The organism is Lysobacter sp. Soil_C_15 (assembly GCF_057657315.1).
Genome location: NZ_JBDGIR010000001.1, coordinates 716,980 through 741,253 on the forward strand (window position 1 = coordinate 716,980; position 24,274 = coordinate 741,253).

Genomic DNA, 24,274 nt, shown 5'->3' on the forward strand with positions numbered 1-24,274 from the left:
CTGTTGGCGCGCGCCGCGAACACCGCGATGGTGCTGCGCCGCGGGCCGAGCAAGCGGGTCTGTGCGCTCGGCTGGAATCGCGACGACGACCGCATCGCGGTAGGCCAGTGGCTCAAGGGCCGCATCTACGAACGCCGCTGCGACCTCTCGCCGGACGGCCGCCACCTGTTCTACTTCGCCTCGAACCAGGGCCGCCGGCCCTCGTCGTGGAGCGCGGTGTCGCGCGCGCCGTACTTGAAGGCATTGGACTTCTTCCCCAAAGGCGATACCTATCAGGGCGGCGGACTGTTTCTCGACCGGGACGAATACTGGTTGAACGGCAGCCATTGCGTCGAACGCACCGACTCCGGATTGCGCCATCGCAGCGAACCGCCCTCGCCGGAGCGCTACGGCAGCGAGTGCACCGGCGTGTACTACCTGCGCCTGCAACGCGACGGCTGGGCGCTGAAGCATGCCGACCCGACTTCGGGTTCGACCCTGACCAGGTTCGAGAAGTCCGCCGGCGGCCACTGGCTGCTGCGCAAGATCGCCTGCGCCGGCCTGATCGAACGCCCCGGCCGCGGCCATTACCACGACCGCCACGCCCTCTACGACCGCCGCAGCGAGCGCCTGATCGACCTGCCGGACTGGGAATGGGCCGAGTTCGACCGCGGCGAACTGCTGTGGGTCGAGCGTGGCTGCTTGTTCCGCGGCGGCATCGATGCCGGCGGCGCGCTCTCGCAACAGTTGGTGTACGACTTCAATCCGCTGCAGTGGCAAAACCTGGAAGCGCCGTACTGATCGCATCGGCGAACTGCGGAGCCGCGCACGGCGGCTCCGCAGCGGTGGATCAATACGGATAGAACGTGCAGGCTTCCGTCACCTGGACGTTGAGCTGGCTGGCGTAGCCGCCGAGCTGGGTATCGCACTCGCTCTGGCTCAGCGTGGTGATATGCACATAGGTCCACGAATAGACCACCGAGCCGGTCGGGCCATCGACCCGATGCGGTTTCAGCCAGCGCACCGTCGCCTTCCATTCGCCGAAGCGGGCCGGATCGGACGGCACCGGCGTCGCGCCGCCGGAACTGGCGGCGAGCGACGGCAGCGCGGCGGCCGACAACACGAACGCGAACAGCAGTCCCCCCAACTTACCTTTCGTGACGTTCATGAAAAATCCTTTTCATAGGCCACACAGCGTGGCCGGCGCAGGATAGCCACGCGACGGCGCGCGGCCGCTCGGCCGCAAGCCTGTTCCGATGGGCGGCGCTTCGACCGGTATCGGCGGAACCGCCTGCGCCGCCGGTCCGCGACCGAAGGCTGGCCGGTTTTTTAGGCGCTTGCGTACCAGCGGCGATCGCGGGCTTGTGAGCGTAGAAAATCCCATGGACGCCGCTCCGGTCCCGACGGCAGCGGTCCGCTTTGTGTAGGAGCGGCGTGAGCCGCGACCACCGAAGCGGTGCGATGCCACGTCTCTCGCCGTAGCCAAGAACCCGGCACATCGGAGCAGGACGCCACATGGCCGGACTTCGGCGGCGACGCTTGCGTGCATCGCTTCGGTGGTCGCGGCTCACGCCGCTCCTACAAAGGCATTAGCGCAGTCCGCGCCTCAGGCCCCGACGCAACCGTCCCGGCCGGTGACCGCCGGCGCCTTCATCCGGTAGATGTCCTGCTTGCCGGCCTTGGGCGCTTTGGCGGTGCCGTTGAGCAGCAACTCGCCGGGCTTGTTCCAGTCGATCACCGGGCCGTAGGTGTAGGCCCCGGCGGCATTGAACGACAGCGCCAGCGGCATCTCGTCGGCGTAGCGCGCGCCGTCGCACTGGGCCAGGTACAGGCGCACGTCGCCGTCGCCATCGACGTCGTTGGAACGCGCGAACACGATCGCGCGGCCGTCGCCGAGCCAGGTCGCGTCGAATTCGTCGGCGGCGGTGTTGAGACCCGGCGCCGGCTTCGGATCGGCGAAGGCGCGGCCGTTCCAACTGGCGATCCACAAGTCCTGACCGCCGGCGCCGCCGCGGCCGTCGCTGGCGAACAGCAGGTGGCGGCCGTCGCGGCTCGGCGCCGGCGCCCATTCGCGGCCGGCGGTGTTGACCCCGGCGCCGAGGTTTTCGGCCGGGCCGTAGCCGTCGGCGCGCACTGCGGCGCGGTACAGGTCCTCGGCCCCCTGACCGCCGGGACGGTCGGAGAAGAAATACAGCCAGCGGCCGTCGCCGCTGAACATCGGGTCGTAGTCCTTGTGCGGGCCGTTCAGGGCCAGCGGCTGCGGGTTCTGCCAGCGGCCGTCGATCAGCTCGGCCTGCCACAGATCGCGTCCGCCCGGGCCGCCCGGGCGATCGCTGCCCCAGACGATGCGCCGCCCGTCGGGACTCACCGTGGCTCGCACCTCGCTGTCGGAGGTGGACACCACGCCCATGCCTTCTATGCCGAATTCGGCCAAACCGGCCTGCGCCGGGACGCCCAGTACACAGGCGAGGAGTAGACTGGAGCCGAACCGGACCCTGGCGTGCCGCATCGTGCGTCTCCCAACAGGAAAGGTCTCCAGTCTAGAACGAGGCGCGTCCATGTCGATCGATTCCAGTTCGTCCAGTCCCGTCCTGCGTTACGCGGTCTTCGGCCATCCGGTCGCCCATTCGCTGTCGCCGCGCATCCACGCCGCGTTCGCGCGCCAGTTCGGCATCGCCCTGGAGTACCGCGCGATCGACGCCGCACCGGAGCAGTTCGACGTGGCCCTGGCCGAGTTCGCCGCCGAAGGCGGCCTCGGCGCCAACATCACCCTGCCGCTGAAGACGCGCGCGGCCAGCATCTGCAGCCACCTGAGCGAGCGCGCCCAGCGCGCCGGCGCGGTCAACACGCTGATCCGCAGCGCCACCGGCTGGGAAGGCGACAACACCGACGGCGTCGGCCTGGTGCGCGACCTGACCGACCGCCACGGCCTGGACCTGCGCGCGCGCCGCACCTTGCTGATCGGCGCCGGCGGCGCCGCGCGCGGCGTCGCTCCGTCCCTGCTCGACGCCGGCATCGGCGATCTGTACATCGTCAACCGCACCGGCGAGCGCGCCGACGCGCTGGCCGACTCGCTCGGCATGCCGGGCCGGGTGCACCCGCGCTACCTCGCCGACGTCGGCACGCTCGGCAACTTCGATCTGATCGTCAACGCCACTTCGGCCGCGCGCGAAGACGGCATGCCTTCGCTGCCGATGAGCCTGGCCACGCCGCGCACCGCGGCGGTCGACCTGAGCTATGGCGAGGCGGCGATTCCGTTCCTGGCCTGGGCCAAGGTCGCCGGCGCGCACGACCGCGTCGACGGCCTGGGCATGCTGGTCGAGCAGGCCGCCGAGAGCTTCGAGCGCTGGCATCGCAAGCGTCCGGACACCGACCCGGTGTACGCGATGCTGCGCGAGCGCGACGACGCGCTGGTCACGGCGGACTGAGCCCATGGCGAACGCCGGTTCCGACTGCGCGCCTGCGTTCGCCGGGCCCGCGCCCGCCATCGTCTATCACTTCGCCGCGCCGGCCGACTGGACCGCGGCGCAGGCCAGCGGCGAGTACGCGCCCGAGGGCCTGGCGCGCGAAGGCTTCCTGCACTGCGCGACCCAGGCGCAGCTGCCGGGCGTGATCGAGCGCCACCAGCGCGGCCGCGGCGCGCTGGTGCGGCTGAGCCTGGATGCGGCCGCACTGGGCGCGGCGCTGCGCTACGACTGGAGCGCGCGCAGCGGCGATCACTATCCGCACGTCTACGGACCGATCCCGCTGCATGCGGTGCGCGTGGCCGAGCCGTTCGAAGCGCCGTGAGCGGCGCCGGCCTCCGACGCGAACCGGCATGAGCGAGGCCTGTCGCGACCGCTGCGGCGCCTGCTGCATCGCGCCTTCGATCAACTCGCCGATCCCGGGCATGCCGCACGGCAAACCGGCCGGCATCCCCTGCGTTCAGCTCGACGACGAACTGCGCTGCCGCTTGTTCGGCCAACCGGAGCGCCCGGCGTTCTGCGGCTCGCTGCAGCCGAGCCGCGAGATGTGCGGGCAGGACCGCGCGCAGGCGATGCAGTGGCTGGGGTGGCTGGAGGAGCAGACTCGGCCGGGGTGAGCTTTGGGCTGAGCGACGGTGGGCAAAGCAAGAGCAAATCCCCCTATCCCCCTGGGGATCGGCAGGCGGGGTGCGCGGCCGGCGCTGCTGCGAAAGGCGCCATCGGATGCCCCCTCTACCTCGTTATCGCGGCTCGACGGCACGCGCTTTTGCCGTTGCGCCCTTTGGCAAAGGCGGCGAACGAGCGCGCAGCGGGCGTGGCGGATTTGCTGTTGCTGTTGCTGTTGCTGTTGCTGCCTCTGCCGCCGCCGCAAAGCGACGCCTCAAAGCAAGCCGTCGCGTTTGACCGCCAGATACTTCTCGACCAGCGACGCCGCCAGCTGGTCGCAGCTCACGTCCAGCACCATCACCCCGTGGTTGCGCAGCGCCTCGTGCGCGGCGGAGCGGTGTTCCAGGTACTGCGCGGCCGCGCCGGCGCGGATCGCGCCGGACAGGTCGACGACGTCTTCGGCTAGCGCCTGGTCCAACGAGCCTTCGCGCAGGCTGGCCACGCAGACCAGATGGCGGCCGCGCAACATGCGTACCGCGGCGAGCAGATCGTCCATGTCCTCGTCGCGCAGGTTGGTCACCAGCATCACCAGCGAACGCCGGCGCTGGCGCAACGACAGCTCGGTCGCCGCGGCCAGGAAGTCGGTCGCCACCGCCTGCGGCTGCAGCGCATAGCTGGCGCGCAGCAGGTTGTCGATCGCGCCGACCCCGCGCTGCGGCGGCACCCAGCGGCTTTCGCCGCCGCTGGCGAGCAGGCCGACGCCGTCGCCCTGGCGCAGGGCCAGGTAGGCCACCACCAGCGCCGCATCCAGCACGTGGTCGAAATGCGACAGCGCGCCGTCGCGCGCCATCAGCCGGCGGCCGGTGTCGAGCACCAGCACCAGCTGCTGGTTGCGTTCGTCCTGGTACTCGCGCGAGATCAACCGCCGCGCGCGCGCGGTGGCCTTCCAGTCGATCTGGCGCAGGCTGTCGCCGACCCGGTACTCGCGCATCTGATGGAAGTCGGTGCCCTCGCCGCGACGCCGCTTGACGTGCGCGCCGACCAGGCGCGAGGCCTGTTCGGCGCTGAACATCGCGAACTTGGCCAGCGGAGCGAAGTTGGGAAACACGCGCACGCGCTGGACCTCGCCGCCCAGCCGCGACTGCCACCACAACCCCCACGGCGAATGCAGCCGCAGCTGCACGCCGTCGAACTGGAAGTCGCCGCGGCGGTCGGGACGAAGCTGATACTCGAAGCTAGCGCTTTCGCCGCGGCGCAACTCGACCCGGCGCGGCAGATCGCGCATGGCCCACTCGCCCGGATGCAGGTCGAACAAGTCCAGGCGTTGGCGCCGCAAAGTCTCCACGGTCAGGGTGACCGGACGTTCGACGCCGATCGCCCAGGTGTCGTGCATCTGCCGCGCCACTTGCGGCGTCGGCGCGCCGCGCAGGCGCAGGCCGTCGACCAGCAGCAGCGCCGACAGCGCCGCGCCGCTCAGCCACCACGCCGCAGCCGGCGCCCAGCCCGCGCTCGCGGCCAGGCCCAGCAACGACCAGGCCAGCGCCAGCGCGCCGACCCGCGGCGCCGGCCGCAGCCAGCTGCGCCGCGGCAGCGCGCGCTCGCGCGGCACCGGCGGTGCGGCGGCGTGGGCCGGCAGCGGCGGCGGAACGGCACGGCTCATTGCCGCGGCGCTTCGACCTTGGCCAACAGCGCGTGCAGCACGTCGTCGGGCGACTGGCCCTCGATCTGCAGCTCCGGCGCCAACGCGATGCGATGGCGCAGCGCCGGCTTGGCGATCTCGCGCACGTCGTCGGGAGTGACGAAGTCGCGCCCGGACAGCACCGCCTGCGCGCGCGCGGCGCGGACCAGGGCCAGGCTGCCGCGCGGACCCGCGCCGAGGGCGATGCCGGCCCAGTCGCGGGTGGTGCCGACGATGCGCACCACGTAGTCGATCACCGCCTCGTCGACCCGCACCTGGGCGGTGCCTTGCTGCATCGCCACGATCTCTTCCGGGCCGAGCACGCGCCGCACCTGCGACAGATCGAAGTCGGAGGCGGCGCGGCCGAGGCTGACCGCGCTGACCATGCGCTTCTCGTCGGCGCGGCTGGGATAGCCGATCAGGATCTTGAGCAGGAAGCGGTCGAGCTGCGCTTCCGGCAACGGGTAGGTGCCTTCCTGTTCGACCGGGTTCTGGGTCGCCAGGGTCAGGAACGGCGGCGGCAGTTCGAAGCTGTGGCCTTCGATGGTGACCTGCTGTTCCTGCATCGCCTCCAGCAGCGCCGACTGGGTCTTGGCCGGGGCGCGGTTGATTTCGTCGGCCAGCAGCAGGTTGGTGAACACCGGGCCGCGGCGGATGTTGAAGCTCTCGGTCTTGGGGTCGTAGACCGCATGTCCGCTGATGTCGCTGGGCATCAGGTCGGGGGTGAACTGGATCCGCGCGTAGCCGCAGTCCAGCGCCTTGGACAGGGCGCGTACGACCAGGGTCTTGCCCAGACCGGGCACGCCCTCGAGCAGGGCGTGGCCGCCGGCGAGCAGGGCGATCAGGATCTGATCGAGCACCTCGGCCTGGCCGATGAAGGCCTTGCCGACTTCCTCGCGCACGTCGGCGGCGCGTTGCGCCAGCGCGGCGCCGGTGATCGGGACGAGCGGAGCGGCGTCGAGGTTCATAAGCGGTTTCTCATGCGGATCAAAGTGGCGATACGGGCGCGGAACGCGGCGTGTTCGCGCGCCAGCGGCGGAGTCAGCGCGTCGCGGATCTCTTCGGCGGACAACGCCGGCGCGCTTTTGAAGCGTTCGGCCAGCAGCGCCACGCGCGGCTCGCCGTCGAGTCCGGCGGCGTAGGGGTCGCGCCGGCGCAGGCGGGCCAGGAAGGCGCGGCGCGCGGCCTCGTACAGGCGCGGGCCGTAGCCGTAACGATAGACGTGCTCGCCGCTGGCGACGATGTGCTCGAGCAAAGAGCGCCGCTCCAGGGCCGGCGCCGGCCGCAACGGGCCGAAGCGCTGCATGCGCAACCACAGCCAGCCCAGCAGCCACAGCAGCAACGGCAGCCAGGCCATCCAGCTGCGCTCGATCAGGGTCTTCCACAGCGAGGGCACTTCCGCCGCGTAGATCAGGTGCACGGTGCCGGCGCGGTAGTTCGGCGCCAGCAGCTGGCGGGCCAGGGCGGCGTTGGCGGGCTGGGCGATCTTGTCGTCGGAGAAGCGCAGGCCGCGCAACAAGGGATTGCCCGAACCGGTGTCGTTGGACAGGAAGTCCAGGTCCGAGACCACGTCGACATGGCCCTGGCCATGGGCGAAACGGGCGTAGACGTAGGCGCTGTCCTCGTCGCCCCAGGCGCGCTCGGGCGCGCTGTCGCTGTTGTAGAAATAGAACCGGCGTCCGCCGCAGAACTGGCCCTGCGCATCCAGGCCGCGCTCGTAGAGGCCGACGCAGCCGTTGCGCAGTTCGTCCTCGTCGGCGGCGTCGTCGCGGTCGAGCAGGGTGACGCCGAGCTCGGTCAGCACCGGCACCGGCGACTCGCCGAGCTGCTCGTGCAGCGGCGGCGTGCGCACGATCAGATGGCCGCCGCGCTCGGCCCAGGCCAACAGCGCCTTGGCGTCGTCGCCGCCGAGCGTGCGCGGGTCGCGGAAGATCAACACGGTGTCGCGCGGCTGCAGCGGGTGCAGGCTCAACGCCAGGCGTTGGCGGGCCTGGACCCGGACCTGGTCGCGCTGCAGCGCCAGCTTGAGCACGTACAAGGGATTGCTCGCGGCCTCGCCGCTGCGCGGCGCATCGACATCTTCCTCGACCCGGGTGTAGCCGTCGCGCCACACCGCCACGCCGACCGCGATCGCGACCGCCAGCGCGATCGCGACCAGGGCAGCGACTGCCGCCTGCGCGCGGCTCATGCGGCCCACCCGAAACGTCGGCCGAGCAAGCCGACCAACTCGTCGAACTCTTCGTCGCCCGGCAGCACGTCGGCATAGGCCGCGTACTGCCAGGTGCGCACGGCGCGGGCGAAGGCCTCGCGGTCGTCGGCCAGGGCCAGCTTGCGCGAAGCGCGCAGGCACTGCGCCTCGGTCGCGCCCGGCACCAGCACCACGTCGGCGCGCTGCGCCATCGATTCGACCGCAGCGCGGTACATCAGCGCCAAAGCGTCGCGGGCCCGGCCGGCGCGCCACAGCCGGCGGATCGCGGTCGGGATGTCGTCGGGCAAGGGCTCGGGCTCGGCGGCCGCGCCGACCCGCAGCTCGCCGGGCGCGGGCTCGTCTTCCTCGCCGCCGCGGAACCAGCCCAGCCAGCGCGAGGCGCTCCACAGCAGGGCGATCGCGATCGCCGCGACCACGCCCCATAGCAGCCATTGCACCACCGCGGCGAGGTTGCCGCCGAGCCCGTCGAACATCTCCAGACTGGACGGCTTGCGCTGCTTTTCCTGGTCCTTGCGCTCGGCCTTGGGCTTCCACACCGTCTGTTTGCGCTTGGGCGACACGCTCGGGTCCTGCATCGCCTTGGCCACCGCTTCGCGCAAGCCGCGGTCGTCCTGGCGATCCTCGCCGAACACCTCGCCCAGGGTCGAAGGCAGGCGCCGGGTCTTGCGGCTGTCGTCGACATAATCGCGGATCGGCGCGTACTGCGGCGCATCTTCGCCGGCGGGCTCTTGGTCGCCGGCGGATTCCGCATCGGTCGCTTCTTCGTTGGCCGGCTCCGCTGCGGCTTCGCCCGCGGCCGGCGCCGACACCTCGGCGCCGGCCGGCGCCACGCCGTCCTGGGCGGCCGCATCGGGGGAAAAACCGATCATCGCGCACAGCACCAGCAGCACCGGCGCCGCGGCCGCAGCCAGGCGCGCGCGCAGGCGGCGGAACACGATCTCGATGTCCCAGCCCTCGATCTCGGTACGGCGGTTGAGGTACAGGCCGAATCCGGCGCCGACGTAGAACGGCTCGATCAGCGAGGTCGCCAGCCAGGCCACGCCGTTGAGGGTGGCGTCGAACCATTGCGGCTGCGCCGCGACCGCTTCGAGCAGGGCCTTGAAGGTGTCGGGCAGATAGTCGAACGGCACGAACATCAGCGCGCCGAGCAGCGTGCCGAGCAGGATCACGATCTCGAAATGGACGCAGGTCAGGGTCAGCAACGCGCCGACCCCGTACACCGGCGCGCCGAGCGCGCCGCGGCGCTGGCGCGCTTCGCTGCCGCTGCCGCCTTCGAGCAGGTCGACCGGCAGGTACAGCGAACGCGCCGGGCCGAGCCGGCGCCAGGTCAGGTACGGCAGCCACCAGCGTCCGCCCCAGCGCAGCGCCGCGCGCACGGTCCGGCGCGCGTCGGGGGTTTCGCCGAACACCGCCCGCGACAGCACGAACAGCGGGATGCGGTCGAACCAGGGCTTGAGCCACCACATCAGCAGGCCGGCCAGCCACAACAGGTCGAAGGCCCAGCCCAGCGCGTTGAGCGCGATCAGCAGCGGCAGCGAGGTCAGCAGCCACGGCTTCCAGATCGCCCCGGCATGGCGGCGGACCAGGGCCATGCCGAGCTCGGCGGCCTCCCAGGCGCTGCGCGGGCGCAGCGCGACGGTGAGCGCTTCCAGCCTCATGCGGCGTCTTCGTCGTCGCGGTAGGCGGCGTTGCGGCCGCCGCGCCACAGCCACAGTCCGACCAGCAGCCACAGCGCGGCGCCGACCGTGTACTTGACCGGCGCCGGCACGCTGGCGATCGACGACCAGAACGCCTCGACGAAGGCCGCGAACACCAGCATCGCGAACACGCCGATGCATATCTTGGCGCCGCGGCGGCCGCCGTGGATCAGCGAATCGATCCGCCGCCGCTGGCCGGGCGCGATCAGGCTCAGCCCCAGGCGCAGGCCGGCGCCGCCGGCGATCACTATCGCGGTCAGTTCCGGCGCCGAGTGGCCGGCGACGAAGCGCCAGAACGGGTCGCCGTGGCCGACCGCCTGCAGGTGCCCGGCCACGCCGCCGATCATGACCCCGTTGAAGATCAGCACGAACACCGTGCCCAGCCCGGCCAGCAGGCCGCTGGCGAAGGTCTGGAAGCCGATCCCGACGTTGTTGCCGATGTAGTGCGAAAACATCTGCAGATCGTCTTCGTTGGTCCGGCCCAGGTCGGTCTTGCTCGACGGGTCGTACATCTGCTCGAAGCGCGCCAACGCCTGCACGTCGAACAGACCGGCCGCGAGGTCGGGCTTGAGCTGGATGGCGACGAAGATGCTCAGCAGCGGCAGCACGAACAGCAGGGCCGCGGCCAGCATGCAATGGCGCTCGGCGCGGACCAGGCGCGGAAAGCCGGCCAGCAGGAACTCGGCCGCGCGCCGCCAGTGCACCGGCTTGGTCCGGTACAGCACGCTATGGCCGCGCTGCATCAGCTGCTGCAGGCGGTCGGTGACCACCGCGCTGTAGCCGCGCCGGCGCGCCAGCGCCAGTTGCTGGCACAGCCGCCGGTGGCGTTCGGGCAATTGCTCGTCGCTCAGCCCGCTCCACTCGCGGCGATGGCGGCGGGCGTGGCGGGCGCTGCCGGCGCGATGCTCCAGCCAGCGCTCGAATTCGCGCCATTCGTTCTCGTGGCGGGCGACGAAGTGTTCCTGTCTCATCGCCGCCCCAACAGCCAGTTGGCGATCGCGTAGACGCGGTCGACCGCGGCGTCGCCGCGGCTGCGGGTCAGCGGCTCGACCAGTTCGGCCAGTTCGATCTGCCGCGCCAGGGTCAGGCGCGGCGCGCGTTCGGCGAACGCGACCAAGGCCGCCTGTTCGTGCGGAAGCAGCGGCGCCGGCGGCGCCAGCGGCGCGACCACCAGCGCCGCGGTCTGCGGCGTATGCCGCGGCGCGTGCACCACCAGGGTGCCGGCGACCATGTCGCCGAGCCGGCGGCCCCAGGGATCGAACAGGCAGGCGACCAGGCCGACGGCGTAGCCGACCGGCAGCGCGTCCACCACCCGCAGCAGATTGCGGGTGAACGAGGCCATCCAGCCGACCGGCGCGCCGTCGGCGGCGACCACGCGCAGGCCCAGCGCCCACTTGCCCGGCGTGCGGCCCTGCATCAGCACCTCGAACAGCACCTGGTAGAACCAGGTCATCACGAACACCGCCAACGCCAGCACGGCATAGCCAGCTTCGCCGAACAGCCCGACCAGGGCGCGGAATAGGGCGGCGTAGATGACCGCGCGCGCGGCCAGGTCGATCAGCCAGGCCAGCGCGCGCGGCACCGGCCCGGCGGCGCGCAGGTGCAGCGCCACGCCTTCGGGCGTCACCACCTGGCGGTAGGTGTCGAGCATCAGGCGTCGATCACCTTGGTGTCGGCGAGCAGGTCGTGCAGGCAGCGGCTTTCGTCGCCGAAGATCCACAGCGCGTTGGCCAGGCTGAACAGCGCGCCCAGGCAGGGCACCGATTCGATCAGGCCCATCACGATCATGCGCAGGCCGAGGATCCGGCCCAGCGAGGCCGGACTGCCGTCCAGACGGACGATCTTGATCTTCAGCCAACGCTTGCCCAGGGTCTGCCCGCTCTGCGCCAGCAGCACCAGGTTGTAGGCGAACAGGGCCAGGGCGAACAGCAGGCCCAGGCTCATGATCCCCATCTGCAGCGGCGAGGGCCGCTCGCTGTTGGGGTCGATCGCCACCGCGACGAACAGCGGCGCCATGCACAGCAAGTACAGGCCGCCGTCGATCAGGCGCGCGAGCAGGCGCATGCCGCGATCGGCGCGCACACTGTGGTCTTGGTCCTGCGCCGGCGACACCGACGGTGCGGCGTACGGATTCTGCGGTTCTTCCATGTGGTCCCGACTCCTGCGTCGCGCCTTTTCCCCTGGCGCGACTGTAAACGCCGCCTGATTCCGTGGCTAGCCCGAGAGCATGCCCAGGTAACGGTCCTTGAGGCGCACATAATGCTGCGCGCTGTAACGCAACTGTTCGATTTCGCGCTCGCTGAGCTTGCGCACGCAGCGCGCCGGATTGCCCAGCCACAGCTCGCCTTCGCCGACCGTCTTGCCCGGCGCGATCACCGCGCCGGCGCCGACGAAGCCGAAGCGCGACACGCGCGCGCCGTCGAGGATCTTGGCGCCCATGCCGATCAGGGCGAACTCCTCGATGGTGCAGGCGTGGACGATCGCGGCGTGGCCGATGGTGACGTCGTTGCCGATCACGGTCGGCAGCCCGCCCGGGCGGGTGAACGGCCCTTCGTGGGTGACGTGGACGATGGTGCCGTCCTGGACGTTGGTGCGGGCGCCGATCGAGATCGAGTTGACGTCGCCGCGCACCACGCAGCCGGGCCAGATCGACACGTCGTCGCCCAGGTCGACCGCGCCGATCACGGTCGCGGCGGGGTCGACATAGACGCGCTCGCCGAGGTTGGGGAAAGCGTCGAGGTAGGGGCGCAGGCTCATGCCGCCATTGTAGTCCCCGGCGCGCCCGCCGGCTTGTTCGGATGCGGTCCCTGCGCTCGCCTTGTGCAGTCGCTCCGGCCACCCCGGCCCGCGGCAGGATGCCGCATCCCGGCCGCCGGCGGCGGGCTTAGCATCGGCTCACGCAATGCCGCCGAGAACCGACATGGATGCCGCCACCGCCCCGACCGACGCATCGCGGTCGCGCGCCGATGCGTGGCGCGGAGGTTTCTGGTTCGCCCTGCCCCTGCTGCTGAACCTGGCGGTCGGCCTGCGCGGCTGGTGGATCCAGGGCAGCTACGAGCAACCGTTGGCCGGCATCCTGTGGCTGGCGGTGCAAGGGCTGGCGCTCGTTGCCGTGCTGCCGTTCGCCCTGATCGCCGCCTGCCTGACCCGCCGCTGGGCCTCGACCCTGGGAGCGGCGTTCGCCGGATCGGCGGCCGCCGCCGGGCTGGCGCTGGTCCTGGCCTGGGCCGGCGCCGCCGCCAAGGACGCGCGCTGGGAAGATCGCCGCGAGCGCCAGAGCCGGGAATACCTGCTCGTCGCCGACGCCGTGCGGCGCGGCGATCGAGCCGCGCTCGCCCAGGCTTACGCCGGCCTGCGCACGATGCGCGCGCCGGCCATGCTGTGCCGGCTCGCCAGCCAGGCCGCCGACGAGCCGCCGCTGCGCTCGGTGCGCGCCGGCCAGGATTTCCAAATTTCGACTGCGCAAGTGATGTTCGCCGCCGATGTCCTGGTCGCCGCTCCGGCGCCGCGCGAGCAACGCCAGACCGCCCTGGTCGGCCTGCTCGCCGCGCTGATCCAGCGCGACGCCTTCGACCGCTTCCCGCACTGGCTGCGGCTGTGGCGCGCCACCCTCGCCGATCCGGCCTCGACCCGCATCGAATGGTCGCGGCCGCGCGATCTGGGCGAGGATTTTCCGCAAGGCAGCCTATGCGCAGGTTCGCCGCCGCGAATGCCGCCGATCGGCCTGGACCGCTGGGGCTACCGGCCCCTGCCGGCGCTGCGCGACGCCGGCTTCCGGCTCGACGATGCGCAGTTGCGCGAACACCTGCGCGCGGTCGGCTCGGCCGACCTGCTCGCCGACCTGCTCGCCGCGGCCGAGCATCCGCGCCCGCTCGCCGACGACGGCGTGTGGCCGGCCGGGCCGCTGCTGACGCAACTGGCCGGGGAAAGCTTCCCGCAGCGCCTGGACGACTCCGGCGAAGCCACGCTCGGCCTGGCGCAGGCGCTGATCGCCGCCGGCGCGCGGCCGGGCGCGCCGGGACAGGACGCCTGCGCCGCGCTCGAACGCGGCGTAGCCTTTCATCGCCGCGAGCAGGCGCATCCTCTGCCCGGCTCCACCCCGGATCGGCCGCAGCGCCAGGCCGACCTGCAGCGGCTGCGCGGCCTGTTGTGTCCGTCCTCGACACCGCCGGCGGGCTGAGCGCGCGCTTCGTCCGCAAACGCCCCCCAGCCTGTCCTCGGCCGCCCCACCGCGGTCACGCTCCGGCGCCGCCGACGCGACTACACTGCCGCGTATGGACATCCCCGCCGACACGCCCATCGCCGACCTGGCCGCGACCCGCGAACGCCTGCGCACCGCCTGGCAGGCGCGCAAGCCGGACTACGCCCAGCGCCGCGCCGACCTGATCCGCCTGCGCGACGCCTTCCGCGCCCGCAGCGCGGAGATGGACGCGGCGATCCGCGCCGACTTCGGCCATCGCTCCAGCCACGAGAACCTGCTCTCGGAAGCGATGATCGTGCTGGCCGAGATCGACCATGCCCTGGCCCGCCTGCGCCGCTGGATGAAGCCGCGCCGGGCCGCGGTCGGCTGGCGCTTCTGGCCGGCGCGGGCCGAAATCCGCCCCGAACCGGTCGGCGTGGTCGGCATCCTGTCGCCGTGGAATTACCCGGTGAACCTGGCCCTGGTGCCGCTGGCCTCGGCGATCGCCGCCGGCAACCACGTCTATCTGAAACCGTCCGAGCACACCCCGCGCACCTCGCTGTTCCTGCGCGACCTGCTGGCCGACGTGTTCCCCGACGACCGGGTCGCGGTCGCGCTCGGCGGCGCCGAGCTCGGCGCGGCGTTCTCGGCCCTGCCCTTCGACCATCTGCTGTTCACCGGCTCGACCGCGGTCGGACGCAAGGTCATGGCCGCGGCGGCGCCGAACCTGACCCCGGTGACGCTGGAGCTGGGCGGCAAGGCCCCGGCGCTGGTCTGCCCGGACTACCCGATCGAGCGCGCCGCCGCGCGCATCGCCAGCGGCAAGTGGTTCAACGCCGGCCAGACCTGCATCGGCGTGGACTACGTACTGGTCGACGCGGCGCGCCGCGACGAACTGGTCCAGGCGCTGCTGGCGCAGTTGCGCGCCCGCTACGGCGACCTGCGCGCCAGCCGCGACTACACCCGGATCATCAACGCCAGCCAGTACGCGCGGCTGGCGTCCTACCTCGACGACGCGCGCCAGCGCGGGCTGCAGGTGATCGAGCCTTTCGCCGATCCGGCGGCGCAGGCGCAGCGCCAGGCCGAGCGGCTGTTCCCGCCGGCGCTGGTGATCGAACCCGACCCGCAGGCGCAGGTGATGCAGCACGAGATCTTCGGCCCGATCCTGCCGGTGATCTCCTACCGCAGCCTGGACGAGGCGATCGCGCGGATCAACGCGCTCGACCGGCCGCTGGCGCTGTATCCGTTCGGCCACGACCGCGCCCAGATCGACCAGATCCTGGCCCAGACCCTGGCCGGCGGCGTCACCGTCAACGACACCCTGCTGCATTTCGGCGCCCACGACCTGCCGTTCGGCGGCATCGGCCCGAGCGGCATCGGCGCCATCCACGGCCGCAACGGCTTCGACACCTTCAGCAAGCTGCTGCCGGTGTTCCACCAGCGCCGGCTCGCCGCCAGCGACCTGCTCAAGCCGCCGTACCGCGGCAAGATCGACGCGATGATCCGCTGGCTGGCGAAGTAGCGGACACGGCGGGCGCACCGCTTGTGCCGGCGATGCGATGATGATCGGCGCATCGCATCGCCCATCGAGAAGGAACTCGTCCATGACCGACGCCGCCCCCACGCCGGACGCCGCGCCTTCCGCGCGACGCTTCGGCCTGATCGCCTTCGCGGCCTGGCCGGCGATCGTCGCGGTCTGGATGAGCTGGCTGGCCTATCGCCTGCACCGCTCCGACGTCAGCTGGTGGCTGGCCTACGAGGGCAGCTGGGTCGCGATCGGCGCGCTCGCGCTCGCTCCGCTGCCGCTGCTGGTCTGGGCCGGACGCGGCCGACGCCTGGGCCCGGCCCTGCTCGGCTTGGCCCTGGGCGGCATCGCCGCGCTGGCCCTGGCCCTGCTCGGCCGCCAGGCGATCGTCGACCTGCGCGAACGCGATTTCCAGGCCAAGCAGGCGCGGCTGGAGGCGTTCGCGGCGACCGTACGCGGCGGCGACCCGGCCCGCATCCGCGCCGGCCTGGCCGCGCTGCCCGAACAGCCGACGCCTGCGCAGGCGCTGTGCGCGCTCAGCGGCGGCCCGAGCTATCGCTACGTGCGCTGGCTGTGGTTCGACGAACAGGCCTACGGACCGCGCCAGGACGGCGCGGAGCTGTTGACCGCCGCCGCGGCCGTGGTCGCCGGAGCGGCCACGCGCGAAGCCAAGCAAAGCGCGTTGCGGGTGGTGCTGCGCGCGCTGGCCGAGCACGAAACCGACGGCGCGCACTTCGCGCGCTGGGCGCAGTTGTGGCGCACGACCTTGCCGGCGCCGGCGGCCGCGGCTCCGCTGCTGTTAGAAGACGACGGCGACCCGGAGGGCTGCCGGATCGGCGACCCGGCCGAGCAGGTGTTGCGGCAGTGGCGGGGGCCGGGCCTGCAGGCCTGGCTCGACGCCGGCTTCGGCTTCGGCCCCGGGCAATCGCCGGCCGCCCTGCGCGCGGTGGAATCCAGGCAGCAACTCGCGCGCCTGCTCGACGCCGCGCCGGCGATCGCCGTGCAACTGCGCGAAGATCCGGTGCTGGGCGCGCGGGCGCTGTCGGCGCAGGCCGACGGCCTGTCCAAACGCCTCGACGCGGCATCGCGGCCGGCGGCGCTGGCCGAGACCGTCGAAGCGCTGCGCGCCGCCGGCGCCGACCCGGTGGGCGCCGGCAGCGCCTGGACCGCCTGCGACCGCTTCCTCGACGACGAACGCAACAGCGAATCGGACGCGACCGGGACCGCCGAGCGCAACGCCGCGGCCGAGCGCATCCGCGCCGCGCTGTGCCCGGCCGGCAAGACGGCAGCGACCGCGGCCGACAGCCGCGCGCGCTGAGCGCTACACTGCGCGGCATGAAAATCGTCAGCTGGAACGTCAACTCGCTCAACGTGCGCCTGCCGCACCTGCAACAGTGGCTGGCCGGGTTCGCGCCGGACATCGTCGCGCTGCAGGAAACCAAGCTCGAAGACAACCGCTTCCCCGACACCGTCCTGGCCGAAGCCGGCTACCGCAGCGTGTTCGCCGGGCAGAAGACCTACAACGGCGTGGCCATCCTTTCGCGCGAAACCGCGCAGGACGTGCAGGTCGGCATTCCCGGTTTCGAGGACGAGCAGAAGCGGGTCATCGCCGCCACCGTCGGCGGCCTGCGCATCGTCAACCTGTACGTGGTCAACGGCCAGGACGTGGGCACCGAGAAGTACGCCTACAAGCTGCGCTGGCTCGATGCCGTGCACGCCTGGCTGGAACAGGAACTGGTGCGCCATCCCGACACCATCGTGCTCGGCGACTTCAACATCGCCCCGGAAGCGCGCGACACCCACGACCCGGTGCTGTGGAACGACGACCACATCCTGACCTCGACCGCCGAACGCGACGCGCTGCGCCGCCTGCTAGCGCTCGGCCTGCACGACGGCTACCGCCTGCACAACCAGGACGAAGGCCAGTTCTCGTGGTGGGACTACCGCCAGGCCGGCTTCCGCCGCAACCTCGGCCTGCGCATCGACCTCAACCTGGTCTCCGAGTCCCTGCGCGCCCGCTGCGTCGCCTCCGGCATCGACCGCGAACCGCGCACCTGGGACCGGCCCAGCGACCATGCGCCGGCGTGGGTGGCTCTGGGTTGAAGCCGGGACTCGGGACTCGGGACTCGGGACTCGGGACTCGGGACTCGGGACTCGGGAAAAAGCCTAAGACTCTCGCCTCGTAGCGCAACCGCTTTGATCGAGTCCCGAGTCCCCAGTCCCGAGTCCCGCCGCAACAAAAAAGCCCGGCCGAAGCCGCTTTTTTTTTGTTGCGGCAACGCGTCAGCGTACGCGACCGCGGCGGAACAGATTGACGATGGCCAGCAGCACCACCGCGCCGACCAGCGACAGCAGCAGGCCGCTGAGGCTGAAAGCGCCGCTGTTGATGGTGCCCGAACCGATGCCGAGCACGCCGCCCAGCCAACCGCCGAGGAACGCGCCGACGATGCCGACGATGATGTTGAGGAAAATTCCCTGCTGACCGTCGGTCCTCATGATCATGCTGGCGATCCAGCCGATGACACCGCCTACGACCAGCCAAATGATGATACCGAGCATGTGCGTTCTCCTAGCGATTCACGGGTGATGCGCGAGGCGGCGGCAGGGCCGCCGTCGTCCCTTTCATCGGGGACGATCGCAGTCTGAATCGCGCACCGTGACGGCTGCGTCAGAGCGATATCAGTGTCGCGTGAAGCACAATGCCCCGTAAAAACAGCGCGTTTTCGCGTCGTGAAGGCTGCCGCACGAGCGTGCGCGAAGGCGGGGCAAACGGTCGGTTTCGGCCGACATGCGGACGGATTTCCACCGGCCGCTCAGCGCGTGTGAAAACCGCGTTTTCCAGCCGCGACCGCGCGCTTCGGCGGCGACGCCGGCGAGCGGAACCGGCCGACGCGAAAACGCGCCGGCCGTGTCCTCGCCATCGCCGTCAGCACCGCCCGGTGCGGTCGAAGCCCTTGTTCGGAGCCGACCCGGCGCTCGCGCGCTGCGCGCACGGCCGAGAGGCGATGCGGTCAACCGTCCGCGTGCAGCATCGCGACCAGCGCGTGGCGCGGCAGCTTGCCGGTCTCGTTGCGCGGCAGCGCCGCGACCCGGCGCAGCGGACGCGGCAGGAACACCGGATCGATGCTCTGCCGCAGCGCGTGCAGGATCGCCGCCTCGTCCAGTTCGGGCGCGACCGCCAGCGCGGCGATGCGGCGCACGCCGAACGCGTCGGCGGTGTCGAGCTGGAACACCACCCCGTCGCGCACGCCGTCGATCGCCAGCAGCTTGCGGGTCAGATCGCCGAGCGAGGCGCGCTTGCCGGCGATCTCCAGCAAGTCCGCGCTGCGGCCGCGCAACTCGAAGCGGCCGTCGGCGTCGACTTCCATCAGATCGGCCAGCACCACCGGCTCGGGCAGATGCGGCGCATGCACCGCAGTGCCGTCGGGCTGCGGGCACACGCGCACGCCGGGCAGCGGCGTCCATGCGGTTTCGCGCGCGGTGCGGCGGCGCGCGAACACGCAGGTCTCGGTGGAGCCGAACACCTCGCGCACTTCGCAGCGGTACCGCGTTTCGGCGGCGGCGGCCAGTTCCTGCGACAACGGCGCGGTGGCCGAGACGATGCCGGCCAGCGCCGGCAACTCGACTCCGGATTCGACCAGCGCGCGCAGATGCACCGGCGTGGTCACCAGCAACGGCGGCGTCGGCGCGTCGGCCAGCGCGCGGGCGACGTCGTCGGGAAAGAACGGCCGGCCGGCGTGCACCGCGACCGGGCCGAGCAGCGGCAGCAACACCGACATTTCCATGCCGTACATGTGTTGCGGCGGCACGGTCGCGACCAGGCAGGTGATGCCGTCCGCGCGCAGCAGGTCGTGCAGCGCGGCGAGGTTCTGCGCGGTGCTGGTGCGGAACGCGTCCCAGCTCTTGGGGTTGGGCTTGGGCTGGCCGGTGCTGCCGGAAGTGAAACCGATCGCCAGCAAGGCCGAGACGTCGGCTTCGAGCGGTCGCTCGGATTCGGCCCGCGCCAGCGCATCCGGAAGGCGCAGGTAGCGCGGCGGCAACGGGTCCAGGGCGAGGTCGCCGATGCAATAGCTGTCGGGATAGCGGCCGAGCACGTCGTCGACCACCGCCGGCGCTCGCGAGGACGGCAGCAGATTGGTCTGGCCGCGCAGCGCCACCGCGCACAGCGCGACCAGGAAACGGTAACGGTCCTCGCACAGGTTCACCGCGTGGCACGCCGCCGGCAAGCTCGCGGCCAGGGCGCGCACTTCGGCCTGGAAGCGGGCGCGGTCGATCGCGCCGTCGCGGCCGAAGGCGAGCGCGGCGGCCGGATCGCCGGCGACGAAGGCGAAGCGCGCGCGCTCGCGCGGCGCGCCGTCCTGGCCGGACGCAACGAGACTGGAATCGACGACCGCTGACATCCTGATGTGGCTTCCCGCGGCCGCCGAGGCCGCTTCATGCTGCAACTTGCCCGGACCCGCCTGATCCTGCGCTGACGGCGCGCCTTGCGCGCCGCGCCGGCCGGCCGAGTCCGTTCCCCGCATTTAGCTTACGCTGACCGGCCCGGCCGACGCCAAAGCACGTTGTTCATGTCCGTTCCTACCCCCGCCGACGTCCATGCCGAAGCCGGTCCGCATGCGGTGCGCTGGACCTGGCTGGCGCATCGCCACGGCCATCCGGCCGAGCCCGAGGCGCGGGCCTGGCTGGCCGGGCAACTGGGCGACCCGGGGCTGTCGCTGAACCGGGACGAACGCCAGCGACCGCACCTGAATCCGCCCCATCAGGGCTACGACTGCAACTGGAGCCACAGCGGCGAGCGCCTGCTGGTGGCGCTGGCGCGGCAGGCGCGGATCGGCGTCGACCTGGAGCGGCTGCACCGCCGGCCGCGCGCGCTGGAGGTCGCGGCGCGCTTCTTCAGCCAGACCGAAGCCGGCTGGCTGCGCGGCCATCGCGACCTCGACCGCGCCTTCCTGCGCCTGTGGTGCGCCAAGGAGGCGGTGCTCAAGGCGCACGGCCACGGCCTGTCGTTCGGGCTGGAGAAGCTGCGTTTCGAGGACGGCGCCGACGGACTGCGCCTGGTCGAATGCGACCCGGCGCTGGGCCTGCCGCAGGACTGGACCCTGCGCGAGATCGAGCCTGCCCCGGGCTACCTGGGCGCGCTGGCCTGGCGCCCGCGTCCGGCCTGAACCCCGGCGCGGGTTTCCGTCCGCCGCCGGGCATCGGCGATACTGTCGCCGATGACGACCCCCACCCCTCTGCCGTCCGGGCTGCGCAGCGAGCTCGAAGCCGGCCTGTCCGCGCTCGGCCTGGATCCGGCCCTGTCCGCGCCGCTGCTCGACTACTTGGCCCTGCTGGCGCGCTGGAACCGCACCTACAACCTGACCGCGGTCCGCGATCCGCAGGACATGGTCGCCAAGCACCTGCTCGATTCGCTGGCCATGCACGCCTACGTCGACCCGCTGGCGCGCCGCGGCGGCGCCCTGGCCGACCTCGGCACCGGCCCGGGCCTGCCCGGCATCCCGCTGTCCATCGTCAAGCCCGGCCTGCGCGTGACCCTGGTCGAAAGCAACGGCAAGAAAGCCCGGTTCATGCGCGAAGCCTTGCGCCAGCTGGGGCTGAAGGACGCGCGCGTGGCCGAGTCGCGGATCGAGGCCTTCGCCGAGCCCGGCGGCTACGACGCGATCACCGCCCGCGCCCTGGCGACCCTGCCGCTGATCCTCGAACTGGGCGGGCACCTGCTCAAGCCCGGCGGGGTGTTGCTGGCGATGAAGGGCGTGCGCCCGGACGAGGAAATCGCCGCCCTGCCGCCGGCCTGGGAGGTCCGCGCGGTCGAGCCGATGCGGGTGCCCGGCCTGGAGGCCGAGCGGCACATGGTGGTGATCGGCCGGCGGGACTCGGGACTTGGGACTCGGGACTCGCCGATCGCGGCGGGTTAGCCCGCCGTTAAGCCGGCCTGCCCGGTCGCGGCGCCGCCGCTTGGTTCGAGTCCCGAGTCCCGAGTCCCGAGTCCCGAGTCCCGAGTCCCGAATCCCGCTCCTCCCAAGCCCCAGTCCCGAGTCCCCACGCAAGACTGGGGCATAATGCCCAGTCCGGCCGGCGCCGAGCGCCGGCCGTCTCCCGTCATCACACCGAATCAGCAGGGGACGAGCCGCATGGCCCGCATCATCGCCGTCGCCAATCAGAAAGGCGGGGTCGGCAAGACCACCACCGCGGTCAACCTGGCCGCCGCGCTGGCGCGCGCGCCCAAGCGCGTGCTGCTGGTCGACCTGGACCCGCAGGGCAACGCGACCATGGGCAGCGGCATCGACAAGCGCCAGCTCGAGGACTCGGTCTGCGACGTCCTGCTCGGCGAAGCCGAAGTCGGCAGCGCGATCGTGCGCGCCCCGGAAGACTTCGACCTGCTGCCCGGCAACATCGACCTGACCGCGGCCGAGATCCGCCTGATGGCCGAGGACGAGCGCGAGCAGCGGCTCAAGCGCGCGCTGGCGCCGCTGGCCGACCGCTACGACTTCATCATCGTCGACTGCCCGCCGGCGCTGTCCTTGCTGACCTTGAACGCGCTGACCGCGGCCGATTCGATCATCGTGCCGATGCAGTGCGAGTACTACGCCCTGGAAGGCCTGAGCGCGCTGGTCGACACGATCGAGGCGCTGAAGGCGCGGCTGAACCCTTCACTGGAAATCGAAGGCGTGTTGCGCACCATGTTCGACGTGCGCAACAACCTCGCCAACGCGGTCTCGGCCGAACTGATCAACCACTTCGGCGACCGGGTGTTCCGCACCATCGTGCCGCGCAACGTACGCCTGGCCGAAGCGCCCAGCCACGGCCAGAGCATCGTCGGCTACGACAAGGCCAGCCGCGGCGGCATCGCCTACATGGGCCTGGCCGGCGAAGTGCTGCGCCGCCAGCGCGAACGCGAGCAGGCCGCCAAGGCCGCCGCGCGCGCCGCCATCGCGGAGACCGCTGCATGAGTTCGACCAAGAAGCGCGGCCTCGGCCGCGGCCTGGAAGCCCTGCTCGGCCCGAAGGCCGCCGCCGAAGCCCCGACCCTGGTCGAGGCCCAGCCCGGCGACCTGCTGCGCCACCTGCCGGTGGATTCGCTGAGCGCCGGCAAGTACCAGCCGCGCAAGCACTGGGACGAAGACAAGCTGGCCGAGCTGGCCGAGTCGATCAAGGCCCAGGGCGTGATCCAGCCCATCGTCGTGCGCGAGATCGGCGAACGCGGCGGCCGCACCTACGAAATCATCGCCGGCGAACGCCGTTGGCGCGCCTCGCGCCTGGCCGGGCTGAGCGAGATCCCGGTGGTGATCCGCGAAGTAGACGACCGCACCGTGGTCGCGATGGCGCTGATCGAGAACATCCAGCGCGAAGACCTCAACCCGCTGGAAGAAGCCCAGGCGCTGACCCGCCTGATCGACGAGTTCGACCTGACCCACGCCCAGGCCGCCGAGGCCGTGGGCCGCTCGCGCGCGGCGGTGTCCAACCTGCTGCGCCTGCTCGAGCTGCCGTCGGAGATCCGGGTGCTGGTCGAGACCCGCGCCCTGGAGATGGGCCACGCCCGCGCCCTGCTGACCCTGGCCCCGCAGGCGGCGATCGCCCTGGCCCGCCAGGCCGCCGAAGCCGGCTGGTCGGTGCGCGACGTCGAGCACCGGGTACAGCAGCTCGCCGCCGGCAAGATCCCCACCGGCGGCAAGCCCAAGCCGGCCAAGGCCAAGCCGCAGGCCGACATCCTGACCCTGGAGCGCGAACTGTCGGAATCGCTCAACGCCAAGGTCAACGTGCTCCACGGCCGCGGCGGCAAGGGCCGCCTGGTGATCCACTACGCCGACCTGGACTCGCTGGAAGGCGTGCTGGAAAAGCTGCGCGGCAAGGTCGAGGCCTGAACCCGTACCGCTACCGGGTCAGCCTGCGACTGCGGCATCCCGACGCCGACCTGGTCCCCTGGACCGAAGGTCTCGAGCTCGATCCAGCCATCTGTCGGCACAGCCGCGCCGGCGATCTTCGCGCGACCCCGAACGGCCGGGCCCTGCCCGGGACCTACCGCGAATCGAGCTGGAGCGCCGACCTCACGGCGGGGCCGCAGCCCCGCGACTCGCGGCGGCAGCCCTTGGAAGCGTTCCTGGCCGGGTGGCTGCAACGGCTGTCGTTGCGTGGCGAGGCCTTGCAGGCCTTGCGCGGGGACGGCGGCCGCGCCGGGTTCTTCATCGGCTTGTTCTGCGACGCCGATTGCGGCCTGGAACTGCAGCCCGACCTGCTGGCCGCGGCGGCTCGGCTCGGGATCGGCCTGGACCTGGCTCTCTATCCTGGCCACCCGCACGAAGACCGCGCAGCCGGCGTCGACTGAGCCCGGCCCTGCGCCCGGGTCCCGGCCGCTTTTCTTGTGACTCCGACGCCGGAACCGGCGCCGTTATCCACTAAACTGGCGCCTCCGCAATCGCCGCCCGCCCAGCCGGATCTCCCTTCGGCCGGGCCTTGGGCGTCGCCGCTGCGACCGAACCCGACACCGAGAAGGAGATGCACATGAAATGGATGGCCGCCGCCGCACTGATGCTGGCACCGGTCCTGGCCTGGGCGCAGTCGAACGGGACCTGCCCCGAGCTCAACGATCCAAGCCTGAAATGGGGCCAGCGCCAGGGCGCCAACTACACCATCTGCTACCTCGAGCTGCCGTCCAGCCTCGGCACCGGCACCGGCCTGGGCGTGTACCTGGGCCAGCGCAGCTTCAAGCCGGCCAAGAAGGCGCGCGCCGAGAAGGGCACGGTCGGCACCCAGGCGGTGATCTGGCACAAGAAGGCGACCGTCGGCAACGCGCGCCCCTACTCGCGCGAGACCGTGATCTCCCTGCCGGGCGACAAGCCCAAGAGCAAGGTCAAGGTCTATGTCTGGATCGACGCCGCCAGCCAGGAACAGCTGGACGAGGCCTTCGGCCTGGCCAAGCAGATCTCGGCGCAATAACCC

General features: G+C 71.7%; 26 protein-coding genes. 14 read left to right on the top strand and 12 right to left on the bottom strand.

The window, feature by feature from the left end:
• Positions 1-27: 27 nt before the first annotated feature.
• Positions 28-780, top strand: coding sequence for a hypothetical protein (locus AC3A57_RS03020; protein ID WP_487577510.1), 753 nt, complete (start codon positions 28-30; stop codon positions 778-780).
• 49 nt (positions 781-829) lie between these two features.
• Here AC3A57_RS03020 and AC3A57_RS03025 read toward each other — a convergent pair whose 3' ends face one another.
• Together AC3A57_RS03025 and AC3A57_RS03030 are read right to left on the bottom strand one after the other, a co-directional pair.
• Positions 830-1,147, bottom strand: a complete 318-nt coding sequence (locus tag AC3A57_RS03025; protein WP_487577511.1) for a hypothetical protein — start codon at positions 1,145-1,147, stop codon at positions 830-832.
• Between the two features lie 438 nt (positions 1,148-1,585).
• On the bottom strand, positions 1,586-2,488 hold the full coding sequence (locus AC3A57_RS03030) for a TolB-like protein (protein WP_487577512.1): 903 nt from the start codon (positions 2,486-2,488) through the stop codon (positions 1,586-1,588).
• 49 nt (positions 2,489-2,537) lie between these two features.
• Here AC3A57_RS03030 and aroE point away from each other — a divergent pair, with 49 nt between their 5' ends.
• Genes aroE through AC3A57_RS03045 form a run of 3 tightly spaced genes read left to right on the top strand, consistent with a single transcriptional unit; the run spans position 2,538 to position 4,060 of the window.
• Entirely contained in the window at positions 2,538-3,407 is an 870-nt protein-coding gene (gene aroE / locus AC3A57_RS03035; RefSeq protein WP_221670464.1) for a shikimate dehydrogenase, read from the top strand.
• Positions 3,408-3,411: 4 nt separating this feature from the next.
• Complete coding sequence (locus tag AC3A57_RS03040) at positions 3,412-3,768, top strand: DUF952 domain-containing protein (protein WP_487577513.1); 357 nt, start codon at positions 3,412-3,414, stop codon at positions 3,766-3,768.
• Between the two features lie 28 nt (positions 3,769-3,796).
• Positions 3,797-4,060 carry a YkgJ family cysteine cluster protein gene (locus AC3A57_RS03045; RefSeq protein ID WP_487577514.1) on the top strand — a complete coding sequence of 88 codons (264 nt, stop codon included), beginning with the start codon at positions 3,797-3,799 and terminating at the stop codon, positions 4,058-4,060.
• A 263-nt stretch (positions 4,061-4,323) separates the two neighbouring features.
• Here the strand turns inward: AC3A57_RS03045 and AC3A57_RS03050 are convergent, their stop codons facing one another.
• From AC3A57_RS03050 to AC3A57_RS03085, 8 genes are all read right to left on the bottom strand, one after another.
• Entirely contained in the window at positions 4,324-5,622 is a 1,299-nt protein-coding gene (locus AC3A57_RS03050) for a DUF58 domain-containing protein (RefSeq protein ID WP_487577713.1), read from the bottom strand.
• An 83-nt stretch (positions 5,623-5,705) separates the two neighbouring features.
• Entirely contained in the window at positions 5,706-6,695 is a 990-nt protein-coding gene (locus tag AC3A57_RS03055) for an AAA family ATPase (protein ID WP_221670467.1), read from the bottom strand.
• The gene (locus AC3A57_RS03060) at positions 6,692-7,915 is read right to left on the bottom strand and encodes a DUF4350 domain-containing protein (RefSeq protein WP_487577515.1); all 1,224 of its coding nucleotides are present in this window, start codon (positions 7,913-7,915) and stop codon (positions 6,692-6,694) included. Before AC3A57_RS03060 ends, AC3A57_RS03055 begins: the two co-directional genes overlap by 4 nt.
• On the bottom strand, positions 7,912-9,594 hold the full coding sequence (locus tag AC3A57_RS03065) for a DUF4129 domain-containing protein (protein ID WP_487577516.1): 1,683 nt from the start codon (positions 9,592-9,594) through the stop codon (positions 7,912-7,914). The genes AC3A57_RS03060 and AC3A57_RS03065 overlap by 4 nt, the downstream gene beginning before the upstream one ends.
• Positions 9,591-10,604 carry a stage II sporulation protein M gene (locus AC3A57_RS03070; RefSeq protein WP_487577517.1) on the bottom strand — a complete coding sequence of 338 codons (1,014 nt, stop codon included), beginning with the start codon at positions 10,602-10,604 and terminating at the stop codon, positions 9,591-9,593. Before AC3A57_RS03070 ends, AC3A57_RS03065 begins: the two co-directional genes overlap by 4 nt.
• Positions 10,601-11,284: an RDD family protein gene (locus AC3A57_RS03075; RefSeq protein ID WP_487577518.1), complete on the bottom strand. Its 684-nt coding sequence runs from the start codon at positions 11,282-11,284 to the stop codon at positions 10,601-10,603. The genes AC3A57_RS03070 and AC3A57_RS03075 overlap by 4 nt, the downstream gene beginning before the upstream one ends.
• Complete coding sequence (locus tag AC3A57_RS03080) at positions 11,284-11,781, bottom strand: RDD family protein (RefSeq protein WP_487577519.1); 498 nt, start codon at positions 11,779-11,781, stop codon at positions 11,284-11,286. Before AC3A57_RS03080 ends, AC3A57_RS03075 begins: the two co-directional genes overlap by 1 nt.
• A 66-nt stretch (positions 11,782-11,847) precedes the next feature.
• A complete protein-coding gene (locus AC3A57_RS03085; RefSeq protein WP_487577520.1) occupies positions 11,848-12,390 on the bottom strand; it encodes a gamma carbonic anhydrase family protein in 543 nt (180 codons plus the stop codon).
• A 163-nt stretch (positions 12,391-12,553) separates the two neighbouring features.
• Here AC3A57_RS03085 and AC3A57_RS03090 point away from each other — a divergent pair, with 163 nt between their 5' ends.
• From AC3A57_RS03090 to xth, 4 genes are all read left to right on the top strand, one after another.
• Positions 12,554-13,813 (top strand): hypothetical protein, encoded by a 1,260-nt coding sequence (locus tag AC3A57_RS03090; RefSeq protein WP_487577521.1) that lies wholly within the window; start codon positions 12,554-12,556, stop codon positions 13,811-13,813.
• A 94-nt stretch (positions 13,814-13,907) separates the two neighbouring features.
• Positions 13,908-15,335: a coniferyl aldehyde dehydrogenase gene (locus AC3A57_RS03095; RefSeq protein WP_487577522.1), complete on the top strand. Its 1,428-nt coding sequence runs from the start codon at positions 13,908-13,910 to the stop codon at positions 15,333-15,335.
• Positions 15,336-15,417: 82 nt separating this feature from the next.
• Positions 15,418-16,656 (top strand): hypothetical protein, encoded by a 1,239-nt coding sequence (locus AC3A57_RS03100; protein WP_487577523.1) that lies wholly within the window; start codon positions 15,418-15,420, stop codon positions 16,654-16,656.
• A gap of 17 nt (positions 16,657-16,673) precedes the next feature.
• Positions 16,674-17,441 (top strand): exodeoxyribonuclease III, encoded by a 768-nt coding sequence (gene xth / locus AC3A57_RS03105; protein ID WP_487577524.1) that lies wholly within the window; start codon positions 16,674-16,676, stop codon positions 17,439-17,441.
• A gap of 180 nt (positions 17,442-17,621) precedes the next feature.
• Here the strand turns inward: xth and AC3A57_RS03110 are convergent, their stop codons facing one another.
• Together AC3A57_RS03110 and AC3A57_RS03115 are read right to left on the bottom strand one after the other, a co-directional pair.
• Positions 17,622-17,897: a GlsB/YeaQ/YmgE family stress response membrane protein gene (locus tag AC3A57_RS03110; protein WP_064746020.1), complete on the bottom strand. Its 276-nt coding sequence runs from the start codon at positions 17,895-17,897 to the stop codon at positions 17,622-17,624.
• Positions 17,898-18,349: 452 nt separating this feature from the next.
• A complete protein-coding gene (locus AC3A57_RS03115; RefSeq protein WP_487577525.1) occupies positions 18,350-19,738 on the bottom strand; it encodes an AMP-binding protein in 1,389 nt (462 codons plus the stop codon).
• 168 nt (positions 19,739-19,906) lie between these two features.
• Between AC3A57_RS03115 and AC3A57_RS03120 the strand changes: the two genes are divergently transcribed.
• The 6 genes from AC3A57_RS03120 (at position 19,907) to AC3A57_RS03145 (ending at position 24,271) form a co-directional block, all read left to right on the top strand.
• Entirely contained in the window at positions 19,907-20,503 is a 597-nt protein-coding gene (locus tag AC3A57_RS03120; RefSeq protein ID WP_487577526.1) for a 4'-phosphopantetheinyl transferase family protein, read from the top strand.
• Positions 20,504-20,554: 51 nt separating this feature from the next.
• Positions 20,555-21,253, top strand: coding sequence for a 16S rRNA (guanine(527)-N(7))-methyltransferase RsmG (gene rsmG / locus AC3A57_RS03125; RefSeq protein ID WP_487577527.1), 699 nt, complete (start codon positions 20,555-20,557; stop codon positions 21,251-21,253).
• A gap of 216 nt (positions 21,254-21,469) precedes the next feature.
• Positions 21,470-22,288 (top strand): ParA family protein, encoded by an 819-nt coding sequence (locus AC3A57_RS03130; protein WP_487577528.1) that lies wholly within the window; start codon positions 21,470-21,472, stop codon positions 22,286-22,288.
• The gene (locus tag AC3A57_RS03135; protein ID WP_487577529.1) at positions 22,285-23,199 is read left to right on the top strand and encodes a ParB/RepB/Spo0J family partition protein; all 915 of its coding nucleotides are present in this window, start codon (positions 22,285-22,287) and stop codon (positions 23,197-23,199) included. The genes AC3A57_RS03130 and AC3A57_RS03135 overlap by 4 nt, the downstream gene beginning before the upstream one ends.
• Positions 23,200-23,423: 224 nt before the next feature.
• Positions 23,424-23,660: a hypothetical protein gene (locus tag AC3A57_RS03140; protein WP_487577530.1), complete on the top strand. Its 237-nt coding sequence runs from the start codon at positions 23,424-23,426 to the stop codon at positions 23,658-23,660.
• A gap of 176 nt (positions 23,661-23,836) precedes the next feature.
• Positions 23,837-24,271 (top strand): hypothetical protein, encoded by a 435-nt coding sequence (locus AC3A57_RS03145; RefSeq protein ID WP_487577531.1) that lies wholly within the window; start codon positions 23,837-23,839, stop codon positions 24,269-24,271.
• The last annotated feature ends 3 nt before the right edge of the window (positions 24,272-24,274 follow it).